Raw genomic sequence first — 25,859 nt, 5'->3', positions numbered from 1 at the left:
GCATCAGCCATGGTTAGCCGTGGCTGATAAGCTGTGGCTCGGCACTGTTTGATGATGCGCGAATACCTGCTGCCACTTGCTTCATCGCACCGGTGAGTTGGCTTAATTGCGCCGAGCTAATCACATAGGGTGGCATGATATAGATAAGGTTAGCGAAGGGGCGAACCCACACCCCTAAATCAACAAATTGTTGCTGTAGCTCTGCGGTATTGACGGGATCATGCATCTCTAACACACCGACAGCGCCGAGGACTCGCACGTCCTTAACACTCGGTAAATCAATCGCATCCTTAAGTTCTAAGCGCATTTGCTGCTCGATAGCGGCCACTTGCGCTTGCCATTCATTGCGATTGATTAAGTCTACGCTTGCACACGCGGCCGCGCAGGCCAGCGGGTTACCCATAAACGTCGGCCCATGCATAAACACGCCGGCGGGAGATTGGCTGATTCCTTGGGCGACGTTATCGGTACATAGCGTTGCTGCTAGGCTGATGTAACCGCCCGTTAGCGCTTTACCTAAACATAAGATATCTGGGGTAATATTGGCATGTTCATAGGCAAACAGCTTACCGGTTCGGCCAAAACCCGTGGCGATTTCATCAAGGATAAGCAGCACATTATATTCATCACACAGGGCACGAAGACCCACTAAATAATCTGCGCTGTAGAAACGCATTCCGCCTGCGCCTTGCATGATCGGCTCTACGATCACAGCGGCAATCTCATGGTGATTAATGCTTAATATGTCGCGCATTGCTGTTAAATCATCGGCTTGTAAGGCTTCGCCAAAGGCGGTTTGTGGTGCAGGCACAAAGGATTGCTTAGTGACCGCATCGCCGAACATAGTGTGCATGCCACCTTCGGGATCGCACACGCTCATGGCGGCAAAGGTATCGCCGTGATATCCCTTCTTAACGGTAAGAATACGTTGTTTTAGCGGTAGATCTTGATGTGCGATTTGTTCCTGCGAGCTTTGACCTTGCAAACACTTACCTTGTAAACTCTGGCCTTGCCAGTATTGCAGCGCCATTTTGATCGCCACTTCCACTGAGATAGAGCCAGAGTCGCATAAAAAGACTTTCGTCAGCGGCTCGCAGGTCATAGCGATAAGTTTTTTACACAGTTCAATGGCGGGCTCATGGGTGATGCCGCCAAACATTACATGGCTCAGCTGATGCAGTTGTTTTTCCATCGCGGTTAATATCTCGGGATGCGCATAACCGTGCACGCAGGCCCACCATGAGCTAGTGCCATCGACTAGCTTGCGGCCATCGACGAGTTCGAGCTCGCAGCCCTTTGCGCTATGTACACCAAAAACAGGAAGAGAACGGGTCATTGAGGTGTAAGGATGCCAAATATGGGCGCTATCAAAATCAAAATCGAGTAAATTGCGCATAAATGCTCACTAGGTTGGTGGTAAAGTAGCCAGTAGTAAACTGAGTTCACTGGTTGGCGTTGACAGTTTAAGGGCTGAGGTTATCCTAGCCAAGATAAAAGACAGAATAAAAAGGGTGTTCAATGTCGCAGTTGCAAGTTCGTCATGATTGGAAGCGGGAAGAAATCGAAGCCTTATTTGCGCTGCCGATGAATGATTTGTTATTTAAAGCCCACAGCATTCACCGTGAAGTCTACGATCCCAATGAAGTGCAAATTAGCCGCTTGTTATCGATTAAAACCGGTGCTTGCCCTGAGGATTGTAAATACTGCCCACAGAGCGCCCGTTATGACACAGGTTTAGAGAAAGAGCGTTTGCTGGCAATGGAAACTGTGCTGACCGAAGCGCGCAGTGCTAAAGCCGCGGGGGCATCTCGTTTCTGTATGGGCGCCGCTTGGCGTAACCCGAAAGAAAAAGACATGCCGTACCTTAAGCAAATGGTACAAGAAGTCAAAGCCTTAGGCATGGAAACCTGCATGACGCTTGGCATGCTTTCTGAAGAGCAGGCGAACGATTTAGCTGGCGCAGGCTTAGATTATTACAACCACAATTTAGATACTTCGCCTGAATACTACGGCGATGTGATCACCACTCGTACCTATCAAAATCGTTTAGATACCCTGACACATGTGCGTGCCTCTGGCATGAAAGTGTGTTCTGGCGGGATTGTCGGCATGGGTGAAAAGGCGACGGATCGTGCAGGCTTACTGCAACAGCTGACCAATTTACCCCAGCATCCTGATTCAGTACCGATCAATATGTTAGTCAAAGTGGCGGGCACGCCGTTTGAGAAGCTTGACGATCTCGATCCACTCGAGTTCGTGCGTACCATTGCCGTGGCACGTATTTTAATGCCACTTTCGCGCGTGCGGTTATCGGCGGGGCGCGAAAATATGAGTGATGAACTGCAGGCTATGTGTTTCTTTGCTGGCGCCAACTCGATTTTCTACGGTTGTAAATTGCTGACCACGCCAAACCCAGAAGAAAGCGATGATATGGGGCTATTCCGACGTTTAGGCTTACGCCCAGAACAGGGCGCTGCGGCAAAATTGGAAGAAGAAAGTGCTGTTCTAGCCAAAGCGGCGGCCTATCAAGATAAGTCATCGGCACAATTCTATGACGCGGGTGCTTTGTAAGAATACTGAGTTCATGTCATCTGACGCACATCGTTGAATAACATGTCAATCCTGTTGGTCGTAGTCTGTTTTGACTGCGGCTGATAGGCTTATTCATTGTGCTCCATTTCTAAGGCAACCGTCTAGAACCGAACGCTCATAGGGTAATCATTGTTGAGACCATTGTTGAAACAGTCATATTTGAGACAGTCATGCTTGAGGCTACATCGATGAGTTCTCTGCTTGAGACTAAAATTGTCGCCCGTCAGCACGCTTTGCGTGAGCAAGGATTACTGCGACAACGTAAAGTGCTGAGTGTCGATCATGACCTTAACACCAACGCATCCACTTCGAGTCCGCGCTTTGTGTTCGAAGGTCGCGCCTATATCAATTTCAGCAGTAATGATTATTTAGGTTTATCCCGCGTACCTGAGCTCGCTGAGGCCTTGCACCTTGGCGCACAAACCTACGGTGTGGGCAGCGGCGCATCGCCCTTAGTGACAGGTTACAGTGACGCACATTTGGCGCTGGAGCGTGAACTTTGCGCCTTAACGGGACATGAAGCGGCATTATTATTTTGCTCAGGCTTTAGTGCTAATACGGCGCTGATGAAAACCCTGTTTGATCAGCACGATATTGTGGTTGCCGACAAACTCGTACATGCCTCCATTATTGATGGTTTGCAAGATAGTGGCGCGCAGCTGAAACGTTTTTTACACAATTCCTCAGAAAGCGCTGAGCGGTTACTCGCTCGAAATCAAACATCGGCGTTAATCACTGAAAGCGTGTTTAGCATGGACGGAGATTGCGCGCCGATTTCTGAGTTATCGGCGCTTTGTCGCCAACATCATACTTGGTTGATTGTCGATGATGCCCATGGTTTTGCGGTGCTCGATGGCTATCACAATGCAGAGGCCGCCAAGCTTATCGATGTGCAAGTGGTGACCTTTGGTAAAGCCTTAGGTTGCCAAGGCGCGGCCGTGTTGGGGAGTCAGGCGCTGATCGATTTTTTGGTCAGTAACGCCCGCGAATATATTTACTCGACCGCTTTATCGCCCGCCAATGCGGCGCTAGCCTTAGCCGCGACTCAGTACAGCACAGCACATCCCGAGTTACAGCAAAAACTGCGTGAGAATATCACGCTATTCAAACGGTTATGCCTTGAGGCGAATGTACCCCTTTTAGGTTCAGATACCGCGATTCAGCCGCTGATCATTGGGGATGCGCGGCAAACATTGCAAGTGGCCGAGGAGCTAAGGGTTGCAGGAATTTGGGTTGGCGCGATTCGCCCGCCGACCGTGCCTGTAGGCTCTGCGCGTTTACGTATTACTTTAACGGCAGCCCACGCCACGGAAGATATCGCAACGTGTGTTGCGCAATTAGCTCAAGTGCTCAGTCGCGTCGGTGTGCCGCTTGTGACTGAACGACAAGCTACGGATGATCACAGATAAATGTACGCTATAGAACGCGTTATTCTATTGAATTTTAAGTTTTTATGGTTGAGTGTTAACTGCAATGCCAAGCCCGATTAAATCCAGCAAGCCCAAGGCGAGTGAATCAAGCTCTAACGTGCTCAAGCCTAGTGAGCCCAAGTCGAGTGAGTCCAAATCTTGCGAGTTAACACCTTACGAGTTGAGTGTGAGCGAATCTGCTGTAATGCAAGCTTTTGAAAAACCAGCTGTTGGAAAAAGAGCAATTGACAAAGAATCCAATGTTCACGGTGCTCAGATTGCTGAACGATTCTCCGCTGCGGCCCATAGTTATCAAGACCATAATCAGTTACAGCGTCTGAGCGCGGCCAGTTTACTCAGTGAGTTTACCGCCAAAGGTCATCTGTTAGACATTGGCGCAGGCCCTGGGACCGATTTTTCGGCGTATCACTATGCGCATCAATCTGAACATCACTCTGATAATGAATCTGAACATCACTCTGATAATGAATCTGAACATCACTCTGATAATGAATCGGCACATCAATCAGGGTATCAATCAGAGCGTCACTCTGCGCATGGTTCGATACAAAATCCACCGACAGCTGTGTTTGCCGTGGATATCGCCCTTGGCATGTTACACAAGCTAAAACAAACTTATCCCGATTATCACGGCGTTTGTGCCGATGCCGAGTGTTTACCCTTTGTCGATGGTTGCATCGATGTGATTTATTCGAATCTGGCTTTGCAGTGGTGTGCGAATTTTCCCGCCGCGGTAGCTGAAATGGCACGGGTGCTAAAGCCGGATGGCGAGTGTCATTTGAGCTTAGTGTCGCAGGGGAGTTTGAATCAATTGGCCGAATTAGGCTTAAGAGTGAATGACTTTTCGACACTGGAGGCGCTAAAAACCGCATTTAAACTCAATACATGGCAGTTCTTAGAGGTGCAGCTCATTCCTATGACAGTGCATTTTGATACTCTCAAAGCATTACTCTATTCCATCAAAGGGGTGGGCGCCTCGGTGCAATCGGCCAGTGTAACCCATTCAGCCAATTCAATCAGTTTAGCCAATTCAATCAGTTTAGATAGTTCAACGATTCAGTCAGCAGGAGAAGTTGCTGGTGCAATAGCCACTGCAGATTTAGCTCCGCGGCTGCGTGGTCGCCAAGATTGGCTGGCAATGCAGGCCAAAGCCGAATCTTTACGTGTACCCCAAGGTTTACCGTTAACCTATCAGATAGTGCAGATACGTGCTCGGCGCGGGATATAACAGTTTCGCGCTATGTTTAAGCTAAAGCAGTGTTTCAGCTACAGCAATCATCATGCAAATATATTTAGCATTGGTGAGCGGCTTTAGTGTGTAGATTTATGGATTGGTTGCTTTTAGCTTCATCCAGAGTGTATTTCATAAAGACCACTCAGTAGCGACAGATAAGGACCTAATATGTTTTTTGTAACAGGTACAGATACCGACAGTGGTAAAACCTTAGTTTCATCGGCGCTGTTAACCGCAGTAAACCGTTTGGGCGCGATAGCCAGTGCTGACTCGGCTGTGAGTATTTTGGCGTCTAATACGCTGTCGACCTTAGGCGTTAAGCCCATCGCCTCTGGCTGCGCGCAAACCTCCGAAGGCTTGCGTAATGCCGATGCACTGCAGTTGATGACTTCATCGTCGCTGAAACTTACTTATCCTGTCATTAATCCTTTTACCTTTGAACCTGCGATTGCGCCGCATATTGCTGCCGCCCAAGTGGGCGTGAGCTTAGCACCTGAAGCTATTCTCGAAAGTTTGGATTTAGCGGCATTTGCTCAAGCGGATTTTTGCTTGATTGAGGGCGCGGGTGGCTGGCGTTTACCCTTAGGCGAAGGCCGATATTTATCGGAAGTGGTACAGAGATTAGAACTGCCAGTGATACTCGTGGTGGGCATGAAGCTCGGTTGCTTAAATCACGCACTGCTCACTCAAGAGGCAATACTGGCCGATGGGCTTAAGATTGCGGGCTGGGTCGCCAATTGTGTCGACCCGAATATGAGTATGTTTGCGGAAAACTTGGCGAGCCTTAAAGAGATGATGTCAGCGCCTTTCCTCGGCTGTGTGCCTTTTCTTGATGATCCCAGTGCTGAAAATGCCGCCGATTACCTTAATACTTCGCCGCTTTTTCAAAGCGCAGAGGCTAATGCATAGGCAGTGCCTAACTAATGTTTAGCCGCTGAGCGGCTTAATGTTTTCCGCTAAGCGTTACCGCTAATGTCTTTAGACAAAAAATAAGCCTCACATTAGGTGAGGCTTATTTCTATCAAGGCTGCCGATTAATGTTCGCAAATGAGTGACTGCACATTAACGCTAAGCGTCGCTATCAGCGATTGATCTGTTGCTTCAATGCCGTTGAGGCTTTAAAGCTGGGCTGATTGTAGCCGTCGATTTCGATGGTTTCGCCCGTTTGTGGATTACGGCCCGTTTTAGCGACATGGTATCTCAATTCAAAGGTGCCAAATTGTGGCAGGTAGATTTTTTCGCCTTCGCTTAAGGCGATGTGGATCTGTTGCAAAATCTGCTCAACCACAGGTTTAGTGCTCGCTTGCGATGCATTGAGCTCGGCGGCAATACGTTGGATAAGTTGTGCTTTGTTCATAGATACCTCTGAAGTCAGCTTAGGTTCAATCGAAGGGGAGTTATAACAAGCTCGCCTTAAGATTGAAAGTCATAGCTAGCTTAGCGCGGTTGATTGGTGTTTTATTGACAGACTTGTGATGCTTTTGGTGGCTGAGCGTTGCGAAAGTGAGCAGCAGTTTGTCAGTGTTGAGTGGCCTAAAGACTGAGTTAAAAGGCTTAAGCGCAAGGCGTGTTGCGCTTAAGCCATGAGTAACACTATTCAACAGCTGGCTGATGAGATACCAACTTTTTAAAGCTCGCCTATGAAAAGAGCGTTTCTTCCAAGGTACGACCTTTCAGCAGCATCTTGTATTGCCACTTATGTTGGTTAAACAGGGCAAATAGGCGCATTTCGATATCACTGCTCTGTGCTTTTTCTTCATCCGTTGCGAGTTGGATAATAAACACATTGCTCTGTTTTGAGCTGACATTCATCACGCCCGCCAGTTTCGCCACTTCCGCTTGCAGCACCTCACTGTCACAGCTTTGCATGGTTAACGTCAGGTAATCACTGCCGGTCGATGCATGCATAGACACGGCTTGGCTCAGTTGGCCCTTATCTAAATACAACACCTGATCACACAGCTTTTCGAGCTCATCGAGATTATGGGAGCTGATCATAAAAGTCGTGGTGGGCGATAAGGCTTTAACCAGTTCACGGACTTTTTTCGCGTTGGCAGGGTCGAGTCCCGCCGTCGGCTCATCTAATAACACTAACTCTGGCGAGCCAATCAGCGCCTGCGCAATCGACACACGTTTACTCATACCGTGGCTGAGGCTTGGTGGTTTTTGCTCGGCGACATCCGCCAAATCGACTAAGGTCAATACGCGAATGGCCTCTTGTCTGGCTTGTTCTACGCCCATGCCCTGCAGACGCGCGAAAAAGCTTAACTGGCTAGCAATGGTCAAATTGGGATCGAGCACCGCATCTTGGGGTAAAGCGGCAATTTTGCCTAAAAGTTTAGGGCTATTAGGCGCTTCACCGAGCAGGGTTATTGTCCCTGCACTTGGCGACAAATAGCCGCATAACAGACTGAAAAGCGTGGTTTTACCCGCGCCATTTGGACCGACAAGGGCGATGGGCGCACCTGCTTCTAGGCTGAAGTTAACATCATTCAGCGCCTTTTTGCTGCCGTAAAGTTGCGACAGCCCTTGGCATTGGATCAGACTCATAGCGAGCTCCTTTGCATATAAATTCTGCCGAGCAAGAGGGCCGCAGCGGTTTGGATCAGTGGAATCGGAGCATAAGCTAAGCTGTTGAGTCCATTTGTATTGAGCATGTCCGACAGCTGAGCACCGGGTAATACCCATTGCAGCTGTGCCAATACGCTAGATTGGCTGCCTAAAAACATGATGGTGATGGAAATCACTGTCCATAAAATGGTCGCAAACACCATAGCTTGGCGTGCCGTGCGCGCATACAGGGACAATAAGGTCATCACTGCCGTATAGGGCAAGATCACTATGATGAGGTTAAGGCCAACTAAGGCGCCAGAGGTTAACGCCGGTAAAAAGAGCTGGCTGTCACGGCTGAGTGCGAGGGCGACAGTTGCGATAATCGTCAATAGGATCAGCAAGCCTTGGATCAGGATTTGGCCGAGAAAACGCCCGAACAATAAGCTGTCACGGCTAGTGCGTATGGTTAAAAAACGCAGCGTGCCACGGGTTTTATCGGAGGAGAACTGATCGGCGGCGATCAAAATACTGAACATTGGGAACAAATACAGCGCAAAGCACCAAAACACCGCCATTTCGGCCACGGGCCACTCAAAGAGCACATTGAGGGTATTGGCACCAAATAAGCTGTCGATGACATCTTTCACATTCGGCTGCAATAACATCGCCGATGCGCTTTGAATGGGATAAAGCAGGAGTACGCCCCACACTAAACCAAAGGCGACCAAGGCGATGATCCCTCGGGTATTAAATAAAAATTTGCGCAGTTCAAACATGGCGATGATAAGCATGTTGTTGAAACTGCTGGGTGGATTATTGGTCATGTGCTGTCTCTATTATTCTTGGCGCTATGATTCTGGGGCAGTTAAGTTTCTTACCCTTGGGTAGACAGTGAATTAGTCCATAAGTGCCATTTTGCCCAAATGGCACTGTATTCAATCGGTTTTCGACTTCCTATTGATGCTCTCAAACATATGATCAAAGCATCCTGCTATAACATACAGACTAGGTTCCAGCATTAAAAGCGAGTTAAACAACGCTACGATTCGCTTAAAAAGGCGATTAGCTTAATGAGGCAATTAACTCATCAAGTTTTTGCGTCAGTTCAGCCACTTGTTGCTCAAGCTCGGTCACTCTTTTAGTCAATTCAAGCGGCTTAGCATCCAAAGACACAGCGACATGGGCGACGGTATGGCTCGCACTTTCGGGCTGCGCAGTTTCGAGTTGCGATGAGGCGGCGGAGAATAATTCCACATAACGGGATTCACGGCGACCGGCTTCTCTGGGCAACTGTTTTAAGAAAGGTTTTTCGCGGCTCATCAATTGGCGGATGCAATCTTCCACTTCGATCACGTCTTTAAACTCGTGTAGGCGATTGCTGCGGGTGCGCAATTCTCCCGGCGTTTGTGGGCCACGTAATAGCAACAAACAGACGATGGCGAGTGCGGCGGGGGACAGTTGCAGTTCGCTGAATTCGGTATTGCAGAATCTGTGCTTGTATTTAACGACGCGGCTGCCAAATCCCGACTGTTCGCTGATCAAACGTTTCCGATTAAGGGAGTCAACGGCGATTTGCACTTGGGTTTCGCTGAGTTCGAGTACCGGCTCGCGGCTGGTTTTTTGATTGCAGGCTAAGGTCAAAGAGTTTAGCGAGAGTGGATATTGCTCAGGGGTAGTGATTTCTTTCTCAAGCAGGCATCCGATGACTCTGGCTTCGTGTAACGTGAGTTCCATATAAGCTCCAAAGAAAAAAGCATGGCTTTGTTTATAACAGAGCCATGCTTAATATCCTAGGAGTTGTCAGTCAAACTCTGCCTTAGTGGCGGTAAACTGTACAACTTTAACGCTAAGTACTGAATAGAGTTGATTATTCTGCAGTTTCAGTTAAACGTAGACCATCATTATCTATGCTCAGTTGCCCATTCTTAAATAAGCCACCTATGGCTTTTTTAAAGGCTTTTTTGCTCATACCAAGCTGATCGTAAATGATTTCGGCATCGGTTTTATCGGTTAGGGCTAAGAAGCCGCCAGCCTGTTTGAGTTTGATCAGGATAATGTGGGCGTGCTTATCTAACTCTTGTTTACTGCCTTGTTGCAGCACAAGATCAATTTTGCCATCGCGGCGCACTTGTTTGATAAAACCTTTGAGTCTTTGGCCGAAACGCAGTTTTTGAAACACTTCGTTTTCATAAATCACGCCCCAATGGGCATGATTAATAATGGCTTTGTAGCCTAAATCTGTGGTGCCGCCGATATATAAATCGACCTGCTCACCCACTGTGTACTCAGGCTCTGTCTTATCGAGGAACTTATCGATTTTTGAAGAGGCCATGATGCGTTCATCGGCACGGTTAGCGTGCACATAAACCAGATAAGAGCGACCTTCTTCGATAGGCTTGTGTTGCTCACCAAATGGCAGTAATAAGTCTTTATCTAAGCCCCAGTCTAAAAAGGCGCCATAAGGACCGGTTGCAACGGCTTTTAAATAGGCAAATTCGCCTACTTGTGCCAATGGACGGCGCGTGGTGGCTATCACGATATCTTCAGAATCTAGATACAGAAACACGTCAAGTAGATCACCGACTTGGCAGTCTTTGGGGGTGACTTTGTTTGGCAGCAGTACTTGCCCTAATTCGTGGGCGTTTAAATACACGCCAAAGCTGACTTGTTTTACAACCTCAAGTTTGCAGGTTTTACCTATCTGTACCATGGATCTCTCTGTGCATAATGGAATGTGATTCGGCTGCGATTATACACTTCGGGGCTGAAACTGCAGCATTATTGTCTTTGGGTTTTATCTTAGTGGCGACTCAGCCGTTAATCATCACCACTTTTACTTCGGATTGTGGTACTTCGGATTGTGGCTGGGCTGTGACTAGAAATGCGGCTAGTAATGTGACTAGGCCTGAACCCATGTTGGTAAGTAGGATTGTATCTAGTATTAGGTCTAAGTTTGAGGCGGTATTTGCGCCTCGGTTTACGGCTTATTGATGCTGAATTTTGCACTGTGATATTGAGCGCTCGGCTTTAGTCAATGGCTGCACATGGGCGGGGCTAAAGTGACACACAAAATTCAGGGGTATTTTCTGGGATAAATGTCAAAAAAGTTACAAAGGCTATTAAAAAATATTGAACAGATGAGTGCGGCGTTCATGCGCTAACTGGCTAATATTATTCAGCTTAATCCTAATGCAAGGTGAGTGATTGTTAAGCGAGTGTTTATTATATTTTAATGCAAAATATTAAATGAGATTCTTGCTTGCATTCTGTGACATTGCGCGGTTTAATTGCGCCGTTCAACGACTTCGCTCGTTAGAGACATTACAAATATTACGTGAGTAGTAAAGGTTTTATGGTTCAGCAGTCATTAACCGTGTAATTAACAAATAGATGTAGTTACATGGGGTTAAGAGGGTTTTTATTAGCTAATGCACAAGCATCCATTTTTTGCACTTTGCCTAAAAGTGTCCCAATGCCAACGCTCGATTGTCGTGCCATACGATGATACTGGCCTTAAGCATCTCACGTTGATCCGCATCAATTCTGGCCGCGAAGAAGCCAATAGTCCCCTGTTAAAATAATCTTGCCTAGAGATAAGCTGGTTTGGCGTTTTCGCTAGTTCGGTGTTATCGGTTTTCGTTTTCTACTTGTGTTATCGGTTTCTGAAGGTCTTAACTTCTTTCGAACGTCTTTAAGCTGCTTATTAGCTTGATGTTTTAAGGATGCGACTCAGGACTTCATTCGGCTTTTTGGCGGTATTAACGCCCTTTAGCCTCAAGATAGATACAAGTGGGGCAAGTAAAGATAGCTTTACTGGGGTTAGGGAATCAGCTTTCCCGTCAATATGATAGGATGTAGTGCGCTAAGATGAGTTGCCTCTTGCGCTATTAATGAAAATCGCGGCAATGTCACTTACACTAGCGTGACGTTGCAGCATTAAGTAGAAGGTGAAATCCACCTTCGTGTATGTCAGGTAAGGTGTCCCTTTGCCTGGGTTTGTCGAACGGGCGGTTGTGCGATTAAGCCATAACCGTTTAACCCATTTTTTAATAGACGGGCTAAATAATAATGAATGATTGGTCTATTGATGATGCTCGTGCTGGGTACAATGTTACTCACTGGAGCCAAGGTTTTTATGGGATCAGCGATCACGGTGAGGTGACAGTGTCACCAGACCCAAAAAATCCTGATTACAAGATTGGCTTAAATGAGCTAGCCAAAGACATGGTTAAAGCGGGCGTCGCTTTACCTGTACTAGTTCGTTTTCCGCAGATCCTGCACCACAGAGTGAACAGTTTGTGCCAAGCATTCGACCAAGCGATACAGAAATACGAGTATCAGGCGGACTATTTGCTGGTTTACCCCATTAAAGTAAACCAACAGCAAACTGTGGTGGAAGAGATCCTGGCGAGTCAGGCATCAAAAGAAGTACCACAACTGGGTTTAGAAGCAGGCAGTAAGCCTGAGCTGATGGCTGTGTTAGCCATGGCGCAAAAAGCCAGTTCAGTCATTGTATGTAATGGTTATAAAGATAATGAATATATCCGTTTAGCATTGATTGGTGAAAAGTTAGGCCACAAGGTTTACATCGTTTTAGAAAAACTGTCTGAATTGAAAATGGTGTTAGCGGAATCTAAACGTCTTGGTGTAACACCGCGTTTAGGTCTGCGTGCGCGTTTAGCGTTCCAAGGCAAAGGCAAATGGCAGGCGAGCGGCGGCGAGAAGTCTAAGTTCGGTCTATCTGCTGCGCAAATTTTGCTGGTTGTTGAACAACTTAAGCAAAACGATATGCTGGATTCGCTGCAATTGCTGCATTTTCACTTAGGTTCGCAAATCGCTAACATTCGTGATATTCGCCAAGGTGTGAGTGAAGCGGGTCGTTTCTATTGTGAATTACGTGCATTAGGCGCAAGCGTTAACTGCTTCGACGTCGGTGGTGGTTTAGCGGTGGATTACGATGGCACACGTAGCCAAAGTAATAACTCGATGAACTACGGCCTGACCGAATACGCCAACAATATCGTTAATGTATTGACCGACATCTGTAATGAATACGAGCAGCCTATGCCACGTATTATTTCAGAGTCTGGCCGTTACTTAACCGCGCACCATGCTGTGCTTATCACCGATGTTATCGGTACTGAAGCTTATCAGCCTGAAGATATTCAACCGCCTGCGGAAGAGTCACCACAGTTATTGCATAACATGTGGCATTCATGGTCTGAGCTTAGTGGCCGCGCCGATCAACGTGCTTTGATTGAGATTTATCACGATAGCCAAAGTGACTTACAAGAAGCGCATTCGCTATTTGCTTTAGGTCAATTGAGCTTGGCAGAACGTGCGTGGGCTGAACAAGCTAACCTACGTGTTTGCCATGAAGTGCAAGGACTATTGAGTGCGAAGAACCGTTATCACAGACCTATCATTGATGAACTCAATGAAAAGTTAGCTGATAAGTTCTTTGTTAACTTCTCATTATTCCAGTCATTACCCGATGCTTGGGGTATTGACCAAGTGTTCCCAGTATTGCCGTTATCGGGTTTAGATAAAGCCCCTGAGCGCCGTGCCGTCATGCTCGATATTACCTGTGACTCTGACGGTATTGTCGATCAATACGTTGATGGTCAAGGGATTGAAACCACATTGCCAGTACCAGCCTGGAGTGCGGATAGCCCGTACCTGATTGGTTTCTTCCTTGTGGGCGCATACCAAGAAATCTTGGGTGATATGCATAACCTGTTTGGTGATACTAACTCTGCAGTTGTTCGCATCGAAGATAACGGTGTGACGAACATTGAATCGGTATTAGCGGGTGATACTGTCGCTGACGTATTGCGTTACGTTAACTTAGATGCAGTGGCCTTTATGCGCACTTACGAAGAGTTAGTGAATCTGCATATTGCCGAAGATGAACGCGCACAAATTCTAGAAGAATTGCAAGTCGGCCTGAAAGGCTACACTTATTTGGAAGATTTTTCTTAAGATATTTTTCTTAAGATTTAGTGTGTTAAAATAAATCAGCCTAAGGTAACTTAGGCTGATTTTTGCTTTCTGGACGATATTTATTTATCGTCCGTGGGAGCTATTACGGTATAAAGGATGTCAACTGCAAGGGCGTAAAGCGTTTAATGGAGTTAAGGATTTGATGTTTTTTGAAGGCTCAGAAAAGAAACTTGAGATCATCGTGGCGGCGTCTGCGCCGAATTTACGCGAACTCGATGTGAGCTTTTGGTCAGCCTTAGTCAATTGTGCCCATGCCGAGATTTTGTCGCAGATAAGTAATGCTGATTGCGATGCCTACCTGTTGAGCGAATCCAGCTTATTCGTGTGGCACGACAGATTTGTCATGCTCACCTGCGGCAATAGCACTTTAGTGGATGCCGCTTGCTATTTTATCGATGCGCTTGGCGTATCTGTGATGGCGCTGGTGAGTTATCAGCGTAAAAACGAATACCAAGCCCACCTACAAGCCAGCAGTTTTGCCGATGATGTTGGCAAGTTGCGTCAGCGTATCGCGGGTAAGGCAATGAGAGTGGGGCATTTAGACAGTCACCATCATTATTTTTTCTGCTCTGACAGTGATTATCGAGCACCAAAGGATGATCAAGCCAGTGAGCTGTTGATGTACCACATTCGTGGCAAGTTAGCCGACTATCTTAATGGTGGTTCGCAAAGCAAAGATGAGATTTGCGCCGCACTCGAACTTAACGATTTACTCCCCGAATTTGAGATTGACGCCCATTTATTTGACCCCTCAGGTTTTTCGATGAATGGCCTCTGGGGCAAATATTATGTCACCTTGCATATCACGCCTCAAAGCGAGAATGCCTGCGCCAGTTCCTATGTGAGCTTTGAAACGAATCTTGATTTAGCCCAGTATCCGCAAGATCTCTTGGGACGGCTATTAGCGCTGTTTTCTCCCGTCAGCTGGGACACCATCCGCTTTAATACCGACGACTTAACGCAGGGATTTCCTGCCCATTTATGCTTAGGGCGTGGCTCATTAACGACCGAGCAAGGTTATGAAATTAGTTTTAGTCACTATCAGCAGCTTGATGCTGAAGTGCTGATCCCTGAATTCATGTAATTTTTGGCATTTGTTTAAGGAAACCCCATGACAGATCTGAGTGATATCCGCCGCGAGTATGCAAAAGGCGGCTTAAGACGTGCCGACTTACCGCAAAACCCGATGGACTTGTTTGAATTGTGGATGACGCAGGCGAGGGATGCGGAACTTAGCGATCCAACCGCCATGTGTGTGGCGACTGTGGATGAGCACGGCCAACCTTTTCAACGGATAGTGTTACTTAAGCGTTTTGATGACACTGGCTTCGTGTTTTTTACCAACTTAGGCAGCCGCAAAGCCCAGCAAATTGCCGCCAATAATAAAGTCAGTTTGCATTTCCCTTGGCATCCTTTAGAGCGCCAAGTATCTGTGCTCGGAGAAGCGCAGGCGCTGTCTACCGCCGAAGTGCTTAAATACTTTATGACCCGTCCTAAGGACAGTCAAATTGCTGCTTGGGTGTCGCAGCAGTCGAGTAAACTCAGCGCGAGACAAGTACTTGAAGGTAAATTCTTCGAAATGAAGGCTAAGTTCGCCAAGGGCGATGTGCCTTTACCCAGTTTTTGGGGCGGTTACTTAGTCAGACCTTCGAGTATCGAATTTTGGCAGGGTGGAGAACACAGGCTGCATGATCGCTTTATTTATACTCGCCATGATGCTGAGTGGGAAATCGATCGTTTAGCACCATAGTAGGGCGAATAGTACGGCATAGCACTGTGTATAATTGAGCCAGTGAACCTAACACCAACAGAGTTAAAAGACATTGAGTGATTATAAAATTTGGGTTGACGCGGACGCATGCCCCAATCCCATAAAAGAAATCCTGTTCCGCGCGGCGGAGCGTAAAGCTTTGCCGCTGGTGCTGGTGGCCAATCAAATGATCCGTATACCTCCATCGCCTTATATTAGCCAAATTCGTGTCGGTGCGGGTTTTGATGTGGCTGATCAATACATTGTCGACCATGTAGAGCCGACACATTTAGTGATCACCGCGGACATTCCCTTAGCGGCTTTAATCATCGAAAAGGGCGCCTTGGCACTCAATCCCCGCGGCGAGCTTTATACCGTCGATAACATAAAACAAAAGCTGACGATGCGCGATTTTATGGAAGATTTGCGGGGTTCAGGTGTGCACACCGGCGGGCCGGATTCGTTTTCCCAAGCGGATAAACAGGCTTTTGCCAATAGCTTAGATAAATGGCTAGTTAGAGTATGAAGCATAGTTTACTGGTCGCTAATGGATAAAAAGAGTATCTTTAGCTTAAGTTAGGTGATGTGGGTCACGTTTAACTGGGCAGGATTTTCGCCTGCTGCAGATGTCGATTTGCTTTACTGCATGGCTTTTAAACTCACTCTTTGAGGACAGATACGATGAAAAAATGGATGGGAATTGTCGCCTTATCGGCGATCGCCAGTTTTAGCTGCGCCGCGCAATGGCAAGTAATGGATCAAGATTCGCGAGTCAGTTTTATTTCGGTAAAGAAAGGTGACATTGGTGAAGTCCATCACTTTAAACAGCTCAAAGGTACGCTAAAAGAGGATGGTCAATTCGAATTAACCATTCCGTTAATGGGCGTCGCCACTGGTATTGATGTCCGCGATGAGCGGATGCAGAATTTATTGTTCGAAGTGTCTTTATATCCTGAGCTTAAACTGTCGTCTCAAGTTGACACTAAAATGCTAAAAGCTCTCGGCATTGGTGAGACTAAAGTCGTTGATATCGATGGTAAAATTGCATTGCATGGTAAATCGCAAACTAAAACTTTTTCGGTAATTATCACTAAAGTTTCTGATAAAAAGCTGTTAGTGAACAGTTTTCAGCCGATAATTGTGAATGCCAATGAGTTTGATCTTGTCGCAGGCATTGATAAATTACGTGAAATTGCGGGTTTATCGAGCATTAGCCAAGCTGTTCCTGTGTCATTTGTACTAACCTTAACTCAGTAACTTCAATAAGATTGGTGTAGATCAATACGTCGGTTATCGAAGATAGGCTAGAGTTGAATAAGTGGCGTATGCTGGATCTCGATGAGAAGCCGAACTTTCGGCTTCTTTGATATTTCCGATTGTGGTATTAATAGCACCACACTAGATATTAAGTTAATGAGTTTAAAGGGTAAAAAATGGTCACAGATAAAGATGGTTACATGCATTTGGTCCAGTATTTAACTGAACATCTTGGCTTATTTGAAACACCAAATTCTGAGGTGATTTCAGACGATACTGTGATGGAATTATTTGAAGAGCAATTGTCGGCGCAGATCATTATGGTGTGTGGTCAAAATCCGTCATTGTCTTTCACGCAGCGCAACATGATTATCCGCGAAGTGGATGCGATAGTATATGATTTAGAAGAGATTTTAGCTTCGGTTGCCAATCATAAAGCCACGCCCGCGCAGACGTTATTTATTACCGAATTTTCCGGTTTAATTAAGAATTTGTTCGATCAAGAAATCGCTAAACAGCAAGTCAGCGCCTAGTCAGAAGGGCGCTCTAGCTTTGAGTGGCAAGCGTGCTGGTATTAAAATTAAGGAGTAATTTCAGCTCGTTGTAACAGTTAGTGTTAACTGCCTATTTTAACCGTCATGTTTTCGCCGCTTGATTGCCACGCTTGAGTGCCATGTGTTTCCTCACCTTGAATCTAGTCTTAAGTCGCTGCGCTAGTTAGCGTTAAGCTTAAAACATTTGGTGTGAGGCTAAATCTGCTATCCGTTTCCCTTCGAGTTATTCTACTTGTTCATCACTTTTCAGTCTTGTATTGCCACTTCGCTTTGTGACTTTTTCTGCTGGCTGACACTTAGCTCGAGTGATTTTAAAACTTGAGTGGTGAGGACTAAATCGGCTTAGCGTAAAATAAACCACTCTCTTTTCCAGCATTTATGCCATTGTCTGTGTATCTTTAGTGTGTGAGCTTTAACTATTTTCCCCTTCGTGTATTGATAAGGAGTATTCAATGCTAACGATCTCTTCGGGCCATGCCCATGACATATTGGCAGTCGTCGCATCTGGTCGTATTAACCATAAGGATATTGAAGGCTATCTAGTTCCCGCCATTGAAGCTAAGCTGCAAGATCACGCCAGTATTCGCCTCTGGTACGAGTTTTCCCCTGAATTTGAAGGCATATCTGTCGCTGCCCTGTGGGACGATGCAGTACTCGGCTTATTTCACTTAAGTGATTTCTCAAGAGTGGTGATGATTGCTAACCAAGCTCAAACAAGCGCTATGGTCAATGCGCTTGCCTGCATGCTGCCGTGCCCTGTAAAGGTATTTGCTGCCGATGAGCAAACCCAAGCAAAAGCATGGCTTGATCAGTAAGCCGACTTCTTTATTGCGACGCTAAGCTTGTACTAAGCGGCCAATGACACTGTATGTGTGTGCCTTGGTTTAACTGGCTGCTGATGGTCAGGCTGCCATTAAGATCGTTTTTGAGCCACAGATTGATACAGGTTAAGGTTCCGAGGCAGAGTTCTTGCTCCAGTTCCTGTCGCAATTGCGTGAGCTGCGCCTCCGTCATACCAATTCCATTATCGATAATACTGATCTGCAGCACGTCGTTCGATTTGTCGATGGCGATGGTAATTTCACGCTGTTCGTTGTGAGTCTTAAAAGCATGATTCAAAGTGTTAGTAATTAAGCGATAGAAGAGTTGCAGATATTGCCAAGCAGGGCCATCGATGATGATGTTTTCCTCGCAATCGAGCACTATCTCTACGTTTGCTTTCGCTAATTGCACTTTTAACAAACCTAAGAGATGGCGCATAAATTGCGCCAGATGTAATGGACGAATATCGTTTTGATGATTGGTCAGCAGCTGGGCAATATGCCGCAATTTCTCTGCCTGAGTTACCATGATTTCGGTGATCTGAGTTCTGTAATTTGCCTCGTCCGTTTGCTGCAGTTGGCAAACTTTGGCGAGTAGCTGATCTTGCTCATGCATGATCTGCGTCATCATTTCAGCTAAGAAGTTTTGCATTAGCTGTTGGCTTTGTTCACGGCTGAGATTGAGTTGATGATGCTTCTCAAGCAGTTTAGTTAATGCTTCTTGCTCTTGGTAAAGCTCATTATTATGTTGATTGATAAGGCGAACTTGCTCTTGTAGATGATTGAGCGTCTCGACTTGCCCTAAGAGTAATTTATCCTGTTCTTGCTCTTTAATCTTTTTCAACGTGATATCAAAGGCGATAGCGCCGACCGCAATCACAGTATCGTCATCATCTTTGATCTTAAATTTGGTCACGATATAAATAAGATTCCCCAGTGGCGAGGGGATGGCCTCTTCAAAATTAATGGCTTCGTTATTGTGCAGTACGCGCCGATCATTTTGTTGATACTCGTGGGCAAATTGGCTGGGAAATACCTCAAAATCCGAGGCGCCAATAATGCGTCTGCGTTCTATGCCTAAAATTTCACAATACTTGTCATTCACCAGAATATATTTACCGTGCAGATCTTTGACATAGATAAGGTTTTGGGAAAATTTCAGCAAAGCCCTTAGTTGTTCTTTATGGCGCTTTAATTCAAGTTGGAATAGGTTCTGACTCTGCAATTGTTGCTCTAGGGCAAGATTACTGGCATCTAAACTCGCCATCGCCACTTCAAGTTGTTGCGTGCGCGACAGGAATGTCTTGGCTAATAAGCCAATTTCGTCGTGACTGTCTTTGGCTTTAAGTTCAATTGATGCGGAATCATTACGCTTTAAGGCTTGGACGATTTCAATAATCGGGGTAATAAACAGCCGGTGTTGGAGTAAGAATAGGAGGATTAAGCCTAAAAGCTGGATGCACACTAAATAAATACCAACCTTTTCAACTAAGTGTTTGGCGGTATCTTGCAGTGGCGAAATCGGGGTGACAACTAACACTTTCCAATAGGTATTGGGCATCAAAAATACCGAAACCAGGGACGCCGTTTTCAAAATGGGATCATGGGCTAAGGTCACTGAGGTCAGTAGTTTTGGGGTGGTGAAATGGTTTAAGGCATTGTTATTGACGATGGCGGCTAACATGTCGCGCTCATCTTGATGACTTAGTCGGGTCAAATGCTGCATCTGTTCTTGGGTAAATACGCGCTCGGCCACGGCTTCTTCGATAAAGGCTTTATCGGCATTGTGTAATGCCGCTTCGATGGGGCTGAAGTCTGGCTGCTGGTCAACGAGATGATTAAAAGTGACAAAGGTGTGGCTGGTATTGGCTTGATGCTGAAGATTATTATTGCCATGGGGATAGGCGAGTACTTGATTTTGATGATCTAAGGCAATGACATAACCCCTGACATCGACCATAGCGTTGCGTAATAGGGCATTGAGCTTTTCTAAGCTGATATCCACAGTAGCGGCACCAATAAACTGATGGTCCATCCACATAGCGCCTGAAGCCGTGATCATGGATTCATGGGTGGTGGGATCGAAATAAGATTTTGACCAGAAAATTTTGCCCGCAGGGAAATAGCGCGTCGGGCGATACCATTCTTCGGTGTGATAACTAGGAAACGTGTCCTTGTTATAGCTATCAATCGCGACTAACTCGTCGTTTACATTGTGGGCCCAGAATAGGCTATCGCGAAATTTTTGCTGATTAAATGCGCCGGGCTCCGGCCAGACGCCACCGCCAGAGATGATGCGCTGTTGGTTATCGAGCGTCAGCAAGCTGGGGATGGTTTTCACCAGTTGCTCATGATCATAGCGATAAAGTTTTGCAATACTGGAAATGGAGCCTACAACGGTTTCGACCTGCGAAGTCATTTCCTGCAGTTTGGCTATGATTAACTGGCCATAGTTCTGGTTTAACACGGCTTGTTGATCAAGCACTTGTTGACGCTGAATACTCAGAATCACCCAAGCTGTGCTGCAAATCAAAATAGCGGCAATGACGAGTTGGATAAGGCTAAATTTGAACGGCAAACTGTTTTGCCATTGGGTTAAGGCAGTGTGTGGCTCAGATGTCGAACTTTTTCCCATAATCACCAGTTTCCAAATCACCACTTTTCATTGAGCCAGTGTAGCGCGTTCTCGCTGTTTTGCTATTGGCATAAGTCTAAGTTGCGGGTATTGAATGGAATTAGCGGCGGGAATCAGTCGTAAACTGTGAATAAAATCGTTAATAAAAAAGGCAGGGTTGATCCCTGCCATATCTCAAAGTCGTTACTTATAAAGAGAAGGTTTATTTGAACCACTCAAGATAGGCACAATAAAGAGTAACCAAGCCACTAAGAAGCCACTGAAAGCCACTACCATCCATTCGGCCATGGTTACACCCATAAAGACCCAAGGCACATCAGTACACATGCCAGTAGGCATCATAATGGAGGGGAACCATTCGTGTAATGGCATCCAAGCTGGGAATTCAGGTAAGAATGAACATGTTGAGAAAGGCGATGGGTTGGTTTGCATGTCTACCAGCGATAGCGCCAGCTTTAATCCCCAAGTCGCACTGATAGCCCAAATAATAGCCGCGAGAATCCTCACTATGCGATATTTTGGCGCTGTCATGCCGATAAGGCCCGCTGCTAATATACCAAATACAGCAAGTCTTTGATAAATACACATAACGCAGGGGTCGAGTTTCATTATATGTTGAAAATACAGTGCGCTTAACTCTAAGCCTAGGGCTGTGCCTGCGAGAATAAACCAAGATGAACGGGAATGGGCAAAGCGAGTAATAACAGTCAAAGTGAGCTCCATATCAACAAAAAACGCCCTCAGACATGGGGCGTTTTTTGGACTCTACTTATTTAATAAAGTTCAGTCAATAGAGAAGATTAATGTCCAGACACTGTGCCCAACACTTCTTTTGCACTGTGATGGATGATTGTATGGGAATCATAGAAATATTGAGTGGCTTGTTCTAAGAATCCCGTTTGGATCGCCATAACGCCCACAATGGATAGCACGATAGTGTAGGGCAATGCCATCCATACCATTCTGCCATAGGATAAGCGGATCAGCGGTGCTAAGGCTGACGTCAGTAAGAACAAGAACGCCGCTTGACCATTAGGTGTCGCCACCGAAGGTAAGTTAGTTCCGGTATTAATCGCAACGGCCAGTAAGTCGAATTGATCACGGGTGATTTGGCCGTTAATTAATGCCGCCTTCACTTCGTTGATATACACAGTACCGACGAACACGTTATCACTCACCATAGACAATAATCCGTTGGCGATATAGAAAATCACTAATTGGGTATTGCCTTCATAACCCAGTGCCCATTGGATAACGGGGGCGAATAAGTGTTGATCGATAATCACGCCAACAACCGCAAAGAACACCGCTAATAATGCGGTAAAAGGCAGTGCTTCTTCGAAGGCTTTACCAAGGGCATGCTCATCGGTGACGCCATTAAAGGCTGTGGTTAAAATAATCACAGAAAGACCAATTAAGCCCACTGAAGCCAAATGCAAGGCAAGACCTGCGATCAACCAGACACCCACTAGGGCTTGGACGATTAACTTCATGTTGTCTTTGTTGGTACGGCGCGCATCTTCATGGGCGGCATATTCACATAAGATCCGATGAACGGCCGTTGGCAATTTAGCGCCATAACCAAAAATGCCAAATTTTTCAACTAAGTAGCAGGTTAAGATACCAGAAATCAATACTGGGACTGTAACTGGTGACATACGTACGGCGAATTCACCGAACTGCCAATTGGCCTGTGCGGCAATGATCAGGTTTTGAGGTTCACCCACCATAGTACATACACCGCCAAGTGCAGTACCGACACCCGCATGCATTAACAGATTACGCAGAAAGCCACGGAATGCACCGAGTTCTTCTTCGTTTAACTGATCTTCGCCCGCAGCGTTTTTACCTTCGGAAGTATGATCGTGATCGGCGCCGAAATCTTTTCCAGAAGCGACCTTGTGGTAAATAGAATAGAAACCCACAGCGACCGCGATAATCACGGCAATAACCGTTAACGCATCTAAGAAGGCAGATAAAAACGCCGATGCCAAACAAAACATCAGTGACACTAAAACTTTAGAACGCACTTTGGTAATAATTTTCGTGAAGCCAAATAGCAGCAATTGCTTCATGAAATAAATACCAGCGACCATAAACACCAAGAGTAATAATACTTCGAGGTTGGCTTCTATTTCATGTAAGACTTGGCTTGCCGATGTCATGCCAATAGCGACAGCTTCAATTGCTAATAATCCGCCAGGCTGTAATGGATAACATTTTAATGCCATTGCTAAGGTAAAAATAAATTCAAGCACCAATACCCAGCCGGCCACGAAGGGGTCGACATAGAAAAAGAGTAGTGGATTGATAATTAAAAATGACAGTATTGCGGTTTTGTACCACTTAGGAGAGTTTCCTAAGAAGTTCCCAATAAACGCCTGACTCATTGTCGCCGGCATGGCAGCCTCTCTTCTAATTATGTTAAAAATTGCACGTGTTTAATATCAATACCTGCGTTTGTTAAATCAGTCTAGCCTAAAGAGAAAGCTAATGTAACGAGATACTGATACCCACATTTCAAAAAGCGGAGCTAATCGGCAAAATTGGCGTTTCTTGCCTTGATCTTGGTCGTTTTTTTGAGCGATTGTGTGACATTTACACGGCGATAACACAGTGAATTTAAGTGAATGGTTTCCATTTTTTACCGCTCTGGTATGATCAGTGACCATTACGACGCACAACAACTGGATAAGTGGGCTGATGATTATCAATGCCAAAGGACCTGCAAGTTTTGCAGAGAAGTATATTGTGAGATCCATTTGGGATAATAAATTTCCTCCAGGGTCCATTTTACCGGCTGAACGTGAGCTTTCGGAATTGATAGGTGTGACTCGCACCACTCTGCGTGAAGTGCTACAGCGCTTGGCTCGTGACGGTTGGTTGAAAATCCAACACGGTAAACCAACGCGAGTGAACAACTTCTGGGAAACCTCAGGCTTAAACATTCTTGAGACGATTGCCGATCTCAATCCCGAAGGATTTCCGGTATTGGTTGACCAACTCTTGTCGGCTCGTACTAACGTCAGCGCTATCTATTTCCGCGGTGCTTTGCGTTATAACCCAGATACCGCTGTGGATGTGCTCGCCAAAATTCACCAACTTGAAGATACGGCGGAATCCTATGCCGAATTTGACTATTTATTGCATCACACTTTAGCTTTTTCCTCTGGAAATCCACTTTACGTATTGATATTAAATGGATTTAAGGGATTGTATAGCCGAGTCGGTCGCTATTATTTTACTAGTTCCGATGCGCGTTTATTGGCTTTGAACTTTTACAAAGAGTTAGAGCTACTGGCCCAGGCGAAAAATTATCTCGACGTCCCTGCGCTGATGCGCACCTACGGCATGAACAGCGGTAAGATGTGGTTACAATTACGCGATGATATGCCCGCGTCTATCGCACAGGATAATTAATTGCTGCGATTGATGTCGCATTAAAATAGCGATAAATACATAAAAGCCGTTTCCAATGGAAACGGCTTTTTTATTCGGTTTATTATTCTGGTTTAGCCGCTTCAGGGCAGGATGCTAATACTGTTACACTCGCATCCTCATTTTTTTGCTCTAAGGTGACAGTGAAACCCCATAATCTATGTAAATGCTTTAATACTTCTTTATGGCTGCTGGCTAAGGGAATATCGTTATTCGGCACATAACGCAAGGTTAAGGAACGATCACCGTTGATCTCTACATTATGCACTTGGATATTCGGCTCAATATTCGACAAGTTATATTGCTGCGATAATAACTGGCGAATATCTTGATAACCTTGTTCATCATGAATTGCCGATACCGACAGATAATTGCGTTTCTCATCATCATGGATACCAAACAACTTAAATTGGCGGATGACTTTAGGTGAAAGATATTGGCTAATAAAACTTTCGTCTTTAAAGTTTTGCATTGCAAAGTGTAAGGTTTCAATCCAATTGCTGCCGGCGATGTCGGGAAACCAGGCTTTATCTTCATCGGTTGGATTTTCACAAATACGCCGAATGTCAGTAAACATGGCAAAACCTAAAGCATAGGGATTGATGCCACTGTAATAGCGGCTGTTGTAGTCGGGTTGGGCAACCACGCCTGTATGGCTTTGCAAAAACTCGATCATGAAGCGGTCAGTGACCACGCCATCATCATACAAGTGATTCAAAATAGTGTAGTGCCAGAAGGTGGCCCAGCCTTCATTCATCACTTGAGTTTGTTTTTGCGGGTAAAAATATTGCGCCATTTTACGTACAATGCGGATAATTTCCCTTTGCCATGGTTCCAGTAAAGGGGCATTTTTCTCGATGAAATATAAGATGTTTTCCTGCGGTTCTGCGGGGAAACGACGTTTCTTCAATTGAGACTGTTCATGTTGCTGGGTAGGAATCGTGCGCCATAAATCATTCACTTGGCTTTGAAGGTACGCCTCGCGATCTTTTTGTCTTGCTTGTTCTTCTCGGAATGAAATTTCAGAGGGGCGTTTATAGCGATCGACACCATAGTTCATTAGCGCATGGCAGGAGTCGATGACGCTTTCGACCTGTGCTACGCCATGTTTTTGCTCGCAATCACTGATGTAGTTTTTGGCAAAAACAAGGTAGTCAATAATCGAGCTGGCATCTGTCCATGTCTTAAATAAGTAGTTGTTTTTAAAAAAGCTATTATGTCCGAAACAGGCGTGGGCGATCACCAGTGCCTGCATTGTGATAGTGTTTTCCTCCATAAGGTAGGCAATACAGGGGTTAGAATTAATCACAATTTCGTAGGCAAGCCCCATTTGGCCGCGCTTGTAACCTTGCTCGGTTTCGATAAAACGTTTGCCAAAGGACCAATGGGTGTAACCAATGGGCATACCTATGCCCGCATAAGCATCCATCATCTGCTCAGCGGTGATGACTTCAATTTGATTTGGGTAAGTGCTGAGCTTATACAGTGCTGCTACCCGTTCAATTTCCTTGAGGTAGTCCTGCAGTAGCTCGAAGCTCCAGTCAGGACCATCGCTCAGTGGTGTCCAAGGTGTTGATTTAGTTATCCCCATA

23 protein-coding genes are annotated in these 25,859 nt (G+C 45.9%); 13 read left to right on the top strand and 10 right to left on the bottom strand.

Annotated features, from left to right (window positions below):
* Window positions 1-13 precede the first annotated feature (13 nt).
* Window positions 14-1,396, bottom strand: coding sequence for an adenosylmethionine--8-amino-7-oxononanoate transaminase (bioA, locus tag FW758_RS12185; RefSeq protein ID WP_446445521.1), 1,383 nt, complete (start codon window positions 1,394-1,396; stop codon window positions 14-16).
* A gap of 122 nt (window positions 1,397-1,518) precedes the next feature.
* Between bioA and bioB the strand changes: the two genes are divergently transcribed.
* The 4 genes from bioB to bioD all read left to right on the top strand — a co-directional run bounded on the left by bioB (window position 1,519) and on the right by bioD (window position 6,165).
* Window positions 1,519-2,571, top strand: coding sequence for a biotin synthase BioB (gene bioB / locus FW758_RS12180; protein WP_446445520.1), 1,053 nt, complete (start codon window positions 1,519-1,521; stop codon window positions 2,569-2,571).
* A 209-nt stretch (window positions 2,572-2,780) separates the two neighbouring features.
* Window positions 2,781-4,001, top strand: coding sequence for an aminotransferase class I/II-fold pyridoxal phosphate-dependent enzyme (locus tag FW758_RS12175; protein ID WP_446445519.1), 1,221 nt, complete (start codon window positions 2,781-2,783; stop codon window positions 3,999-4,001).
* 64 nt (window positions 4,002-4,065) lie between these two features.
* A complete protein-coding gene (locus tag FW758_RS12170; RefSeq protein WP_446445518.1) occupies window positions 4,066-5,250 on the top strand; it encodes a methyltransferase domain-containing protein in 1,185 nt (394 codons plus the stop codon).
* A gap of 174 nt (window positions 5,251-5,424) precedes the next feature.
* Window positions 5,425-6,165, top strand: a complete 741-nt coding sequence (gene bioD / locus FW758_RS12165; RefSeq protein WP_446445517.1) for a dethiobiotin synthase — start codon at window positions 5,425-5,427, stop codon at window positions 6,163-6,165.
* Between the two features lie 172 nt (window positions 6,166-6,337).
* On the opposite strand, the gene FW758_RS12160 is transcribed toward bioD, so the two are convergent.
* From FW758_RS12160 to FW758_RS12140, 5 genes are all read right to left on the bottom strand, one after another.
* Window positions 6,338-6,631, bottom strand: coding sequence for an HU family DNA-binding protein (locus FW758_RS12160; protein WP_259511687.1), 294 nt, complete (start codon window positions 6,629-6,631; stop codon window positions 6,338-6,340).
* Window positions 6,632-6,894: 263 nt separating this feature from the next.
* Complete coding sequence (locus tag FW758_RS12155) at window positions 6,895-7,806, bottom strand: ABC transporter ATP-binding protein (RefSeq protein ID WP_446445516.1); 912 nt, start codon at window positions 7,804-7,806, stop codon at window positions 6,895-6,897.
* Entirely contained in the window at window positions 7,803-8,633 is an 831-nt protein-coding gene (locus tag FW758_RS12150; protein WP_446445515.1) for an ABC transporter permease subunit, read from the bottom strand. The genes FW758_RS12155 and FW758_RS12150 overlap by 4 nt, the downstream gene beginning before the upstream one ends.
* Window positions 8,634-8,871: 238 nt before the next feature.
* Complete coding sequence (locus FW758_RS12145; protein WP_261273048.1) at window positions 8,872-9,543, bottom strand: YceH family protein; 672 nt, start codon at window positions 9,541-9,543, stop codon at window positions 8,872-8,874.
* A gap of 133 nt (window positions 9,544-9,676) precedes the next feature.
* A complete protein-coding gene (locus tag FW758_RS12140) occupies window positions 9,677-10,519 on the bottom strand; it encodes a CvfB family protein (RefSeq protein WP_006086322.1) in 843 nt (280 codons plus the stop codon).
* Between the two features lie 718 nt (window positions 10,520-11,237).
* Here FW758_RS12140 and FW758_RS12135 point away from each other — a divergent pair.
* From FW758_RS12135 to FW758_RS12100, 8 genes are all read left to right on the top strand, one after another.
* Window positions 11,238-11,390: a hypothetical protein gene (locus tag FW758_RS12135; protein WP_011846564.1), complete on the top strand. Its 153-nt coding sequence runs from the start codon at window positions 11,238-11,240 to the stop codon at window positions 11,388-11,390.
* A 487-nt stretch (window positions 11,391-11,877) separates the two neighbouring features.
* Window positions 11,878-13,791 carry a biosynthetic arginine decarboxylase gene (gene speA / locus FW758_RS12130; RefSeq protein WP_006081274.1) on the top strand — a complete coding sequence of 638 codons (1,914 nt, stop codon included), beginning with the start codon at window positions 11,878-11,880 and terminating at the stop codon, window positions 13,789-13,791.
* Window positions 13,792-13,954: 163 nt separating this feature from the next.
* Window positions 13,955-14,896 carry an adenosylmethionine decarboxylase gene (locus tag FW758_RS12125; RefSeq protein WP_446445539.1) on the top strand — a complete coding sequence of 314 codons (942 nt, stop codon included), beginning with the start codon at window positions 13,955-13,957 and terminating at the stop codon, window positions 14,894-14,896.
* Between the two features lie 27 nt (window positions 14,897-14,923).
* Complete coding sequence (gene pdxH, locus FW758_RS12120; RefSeq protein ID WP_006081276.1) at window positions 14,924-15,562, top strand: pyridoxamine 5'-phosphate oxidase; 639 nt, start codon at window positions 14,924-14,926, stop codon at window positions 15,560-15,562.
* A gap of 73 nt (window positions 15,563-15,635) precedes the next feature.
* Window positions 15,636-16,088, top strand: a complete 453-nt coding sequence (locus FW758_RS12115) for a YaiI/YqxD family protein (RefSeq protein WP_012587870.1) — start codon at window positions 15,636-15,638, stop codon at window positions 16,086-16,088.
* Between the two features lie 155 nt (window positions 16,089-16,243).
* The gene (locus tag FW758_RS12110) at window positions 16,244-16,819 is read left to right on the top strand and encodes a YceI family protein (protein WP_446445514.1); all 576 of its coding nucleotides are present in this window, start codon (window positions 16,244-16,246) and stop codon (window positions 16,817-16,819) included.
* A 176-nt stretch (window positions 16,820-16,995) separates the two neighbouring features.
* Window positions 16,996-17,352 carry a DUF3802 family protein gene (locus FW758_RS12105; protein WP_006081279.1) on the top strand — a complete coding sequence of 119 codons (357 nt, stop codon included), beginning with the start codon at window positions 16,996-16,998 and terminating at the stop codon, window positions 17,350-17,352.
* Between the two features lie 473 nt (window positions 17,353-17,825).
* Window positions 17,826-18,188 (top strand): STAS/SEC14 domain-containing protein, encoded by a 363-nt coding sequence (locus FW758_RS12100; RefSeq protein ID WP_311891169.1) that lies wholly within the window; start codon window positions 17,826-17,828, stop codon window positions 18,186-18,188.
* Window positions 18,189-18,198: 10 nt separating this feature from the next.
* Here the strand turns inward: FW758_RS12100 and FW758_RS12095 are convergent, their stop codons facing one another.
* The 3 genes from FW758_RS12095 to nhaB form a co-directional block, all read right to left on the bottom strand.
* Window positions 18,199-20,829, bottom strand: coding sequence for a PAS domain-containing protein (locus tag FW758_RS12095; RefSeq protein WP_445781706.1), 2,631 nt, complete (start codon window positions 20,827-20,829; stop codon window positions 18,199-18,201).
* Between the two features lie 183 nt (window positions 20,830-21,012).
* Window positions 21,013-21,540, bottom strand: coding sequence for a disulfide bond formation protein DsbB (gene dsbB, locus FW758_RS12090; protein WP_106651810.1), 528 nt, complete (start codon window positions 21,538-21,540; stop codon window positions 21,013-21,015).
* Window positions 21,541-21,629: 89 nt separating this feature from the next.
* Window positions 21,630-23,231 (bottom strand): sodium/proton antiporter NhaB, encoded by a 1,602-nt coding sequence (gene nhaB / locus FW758_RS12085; protein ID WP_006081283.1) that lies wholly within the window; start codon window positions 23,229-23,231, stop codon window positions 21,630-21,632.
* 301 nt (window positions 23,232-23,532) lie between these two features.
* Here nhaB and fadR point away from each other — a divergent pair, with 301 nt between their 5' ends.
* Window positions 23,533-24,249, top strand: coding sequence for a fatty acid metabolism transcriptional regulator FadR (gene fadR / locus FW758_RS12080; protein ID WP_006081284.1), 717 nt, complete (start codon window positions 23,533-23,535; stop codon window positions 24,247-24,249).
* A gap of 82 nt (window positions 24,250-24,331) precedes the next feature.
* On the opposite strand, the gene FW758_RS12075 is transcribed toward fadR, so the two are convergent.
* Window positions 24,332-25,858 (bottom strand): SpoVR family protein, encoded by a 1,527-nt coding sequence (locus FW758_RS12075; RefSeq protein ID WP_071938850.1) that lies wholly within the window; start codon window positions 25,856-25,858, stop codon window positions 24,332-24,334.
* Window position 25,859 lies beyond the last annotated feature (1 nt).

The sequence above is a fragment of the Shewanella sp. 1180_01 genome (assembly GCF_052850535.1).
Note: the sequence above shows the minus strand (reverse complement) of the source record. Positions and strands in the feature narration are given on the sequence as shown.

What these genes read in the sequence shown, in the direction of transcription:
- bioA (WP_446445521.1), bottom strand. Translation starts at nt 1,396, where the DNA reads ATGCGCAATTTACTCGATTTTGATTTTGATAGCGCCCATATTTGGCAT.
- bioB (WP_446445520.1), top strand. Translation starts at nt 1,519, where the DNA reads ATGTCGCAGTTGCAAGTTCGTCATGATTGGAAGCGGGAAGAAATCGAA.
- FW758_RS12175 (WP_446445519.1), top strand. Translation starts at nt 2,781, where the DNA reads ATGAGTTCTCTGCTTGAGACTAAAATTGTCGCCCGTCAGCACGCTTTG.
- FW758_RS12170 (WP_446445518.1), top strand. Translation starts at nt 4,066, where the DNA reads ATGCCAAGCCCGATTAAATCCAGCAAGCCCAAGGCGAGTGAATCAAGC.
- bioD (WP_446445517.1), top strand. Translation starts at nt 5,425, where the DNA reads ATGTTTTTTGTAACAGGTACAGATACCGACAGTGGTAAAACCTTAGTT.
- FW758_RS12155 (WP_446445516.1), bottom strand. Translation starts at nt 7,806, where the DNA reads ATGAGTCTGATCCAATGCCAAGGGCTGTCGCAACTTTACGGCAGCAAA.
- FW758_RS12150 (WP_446445515.1), bottom strand. Translation starts at nt 8,633, where the DNA reads ATGACCAATAATCCACCCAGCAGTTTCAACAACATGCTTATCATCGCC.
- FW758_RS12145 (WP_261273048.1), bottom strand. Translation starts at nt 9,543, where the DNA reads ATGGAACTCACGTTACACGAAGCCAGAGTCATCGGATGCCTGCTTGAG.
- FW758_RS12140 (WP_006086322.1), bottom strand. Translation starts at nt 10,519, where the DNA reads ATGGTACAGATAGGTAAAACCTGCAAACTTGAGGTTGTAAAACAAGTC.
- FW758_RS12135 (WP_011846564.1), top strand. Translation starts at nt 11,238, where the DNA reads ATGCACAAGCATCCATTTTTTGCACTTTGCCTAAAAGTGTCCCAATGC.
- speA (WP_006081274.1), top strand. Translation starts at nt 11,878, where the DNA reads ATGAATGATTGGTCTATTGATGATGCTCGTGCTGGGTACAATGTTACT.
- FW758_RS12125 (WP_446445539.1), top strand. Translation starts at nt 13,955, where the DNA reads ATGTTTTTTGAAGGCTCAGAAAAGAAACTTGAGATCATCGTGGCGGCG.
- pdxH (WP_006081276.1), top strand. Translation starts at nt 14,924, where the DNA reads ATGACAGATCTGAGTGATATCCGCCGCGAGTATGCAAAAGGCGGCTTA.
- FW758_RS12110 (WP_446445514.1), top strand. Translation starts at nt 16,244, where the DNA reads ATGAAAAAATGGATGGGAATTGTCGCCTTATCGGCGATCGCCAGTTTT.
- FW758_RS12105 (WP_006081279.1), top strand. Translation starts at nt 16,996, where the DNA reads ATGGTCACAGATAAAGATGGTTACATGCATTTGGTCCAGTATTTAACT.
- FW758_RS12100 (WP_311891169.1), top strand. Translation starts at nt 17,826, where the DNA reads ATGCTAACGATCTCTTCGGGCCATGCCCATGACATATTGGCAGTCGTC.
- FW758_RS12095 (WP_445781706.1), bottom strand. Translation starts at nt 20,829, where the DNA reads ATGGGAAAAAGTTCGACATCTGAGCCACACACTGCCTTAACCCAATGG.
- nhaB (WP_006081283.1), bottom strand. Translation starts at nt 23,231, where the DNA reads ATGCCGGCGACAATGAGTCAGGCGTTTATTGGGAACTTCTTAGGAAAC.
- fadR (WP_006081284.1), top strand. Translation starts at nt 23,533, where the DNA reads ATGATTATCAATGCCAAAGGACCTGCAAGTTTTGCAGAGAAGTATATT.
- FW758_RS12075 (WP_071938850.1), bottom strand. Translation starts at nt 25,858, where the DNA reads ATGGGGATAACTAAATCAACACCTTGGACACCACTGAGCGATGGTCCT.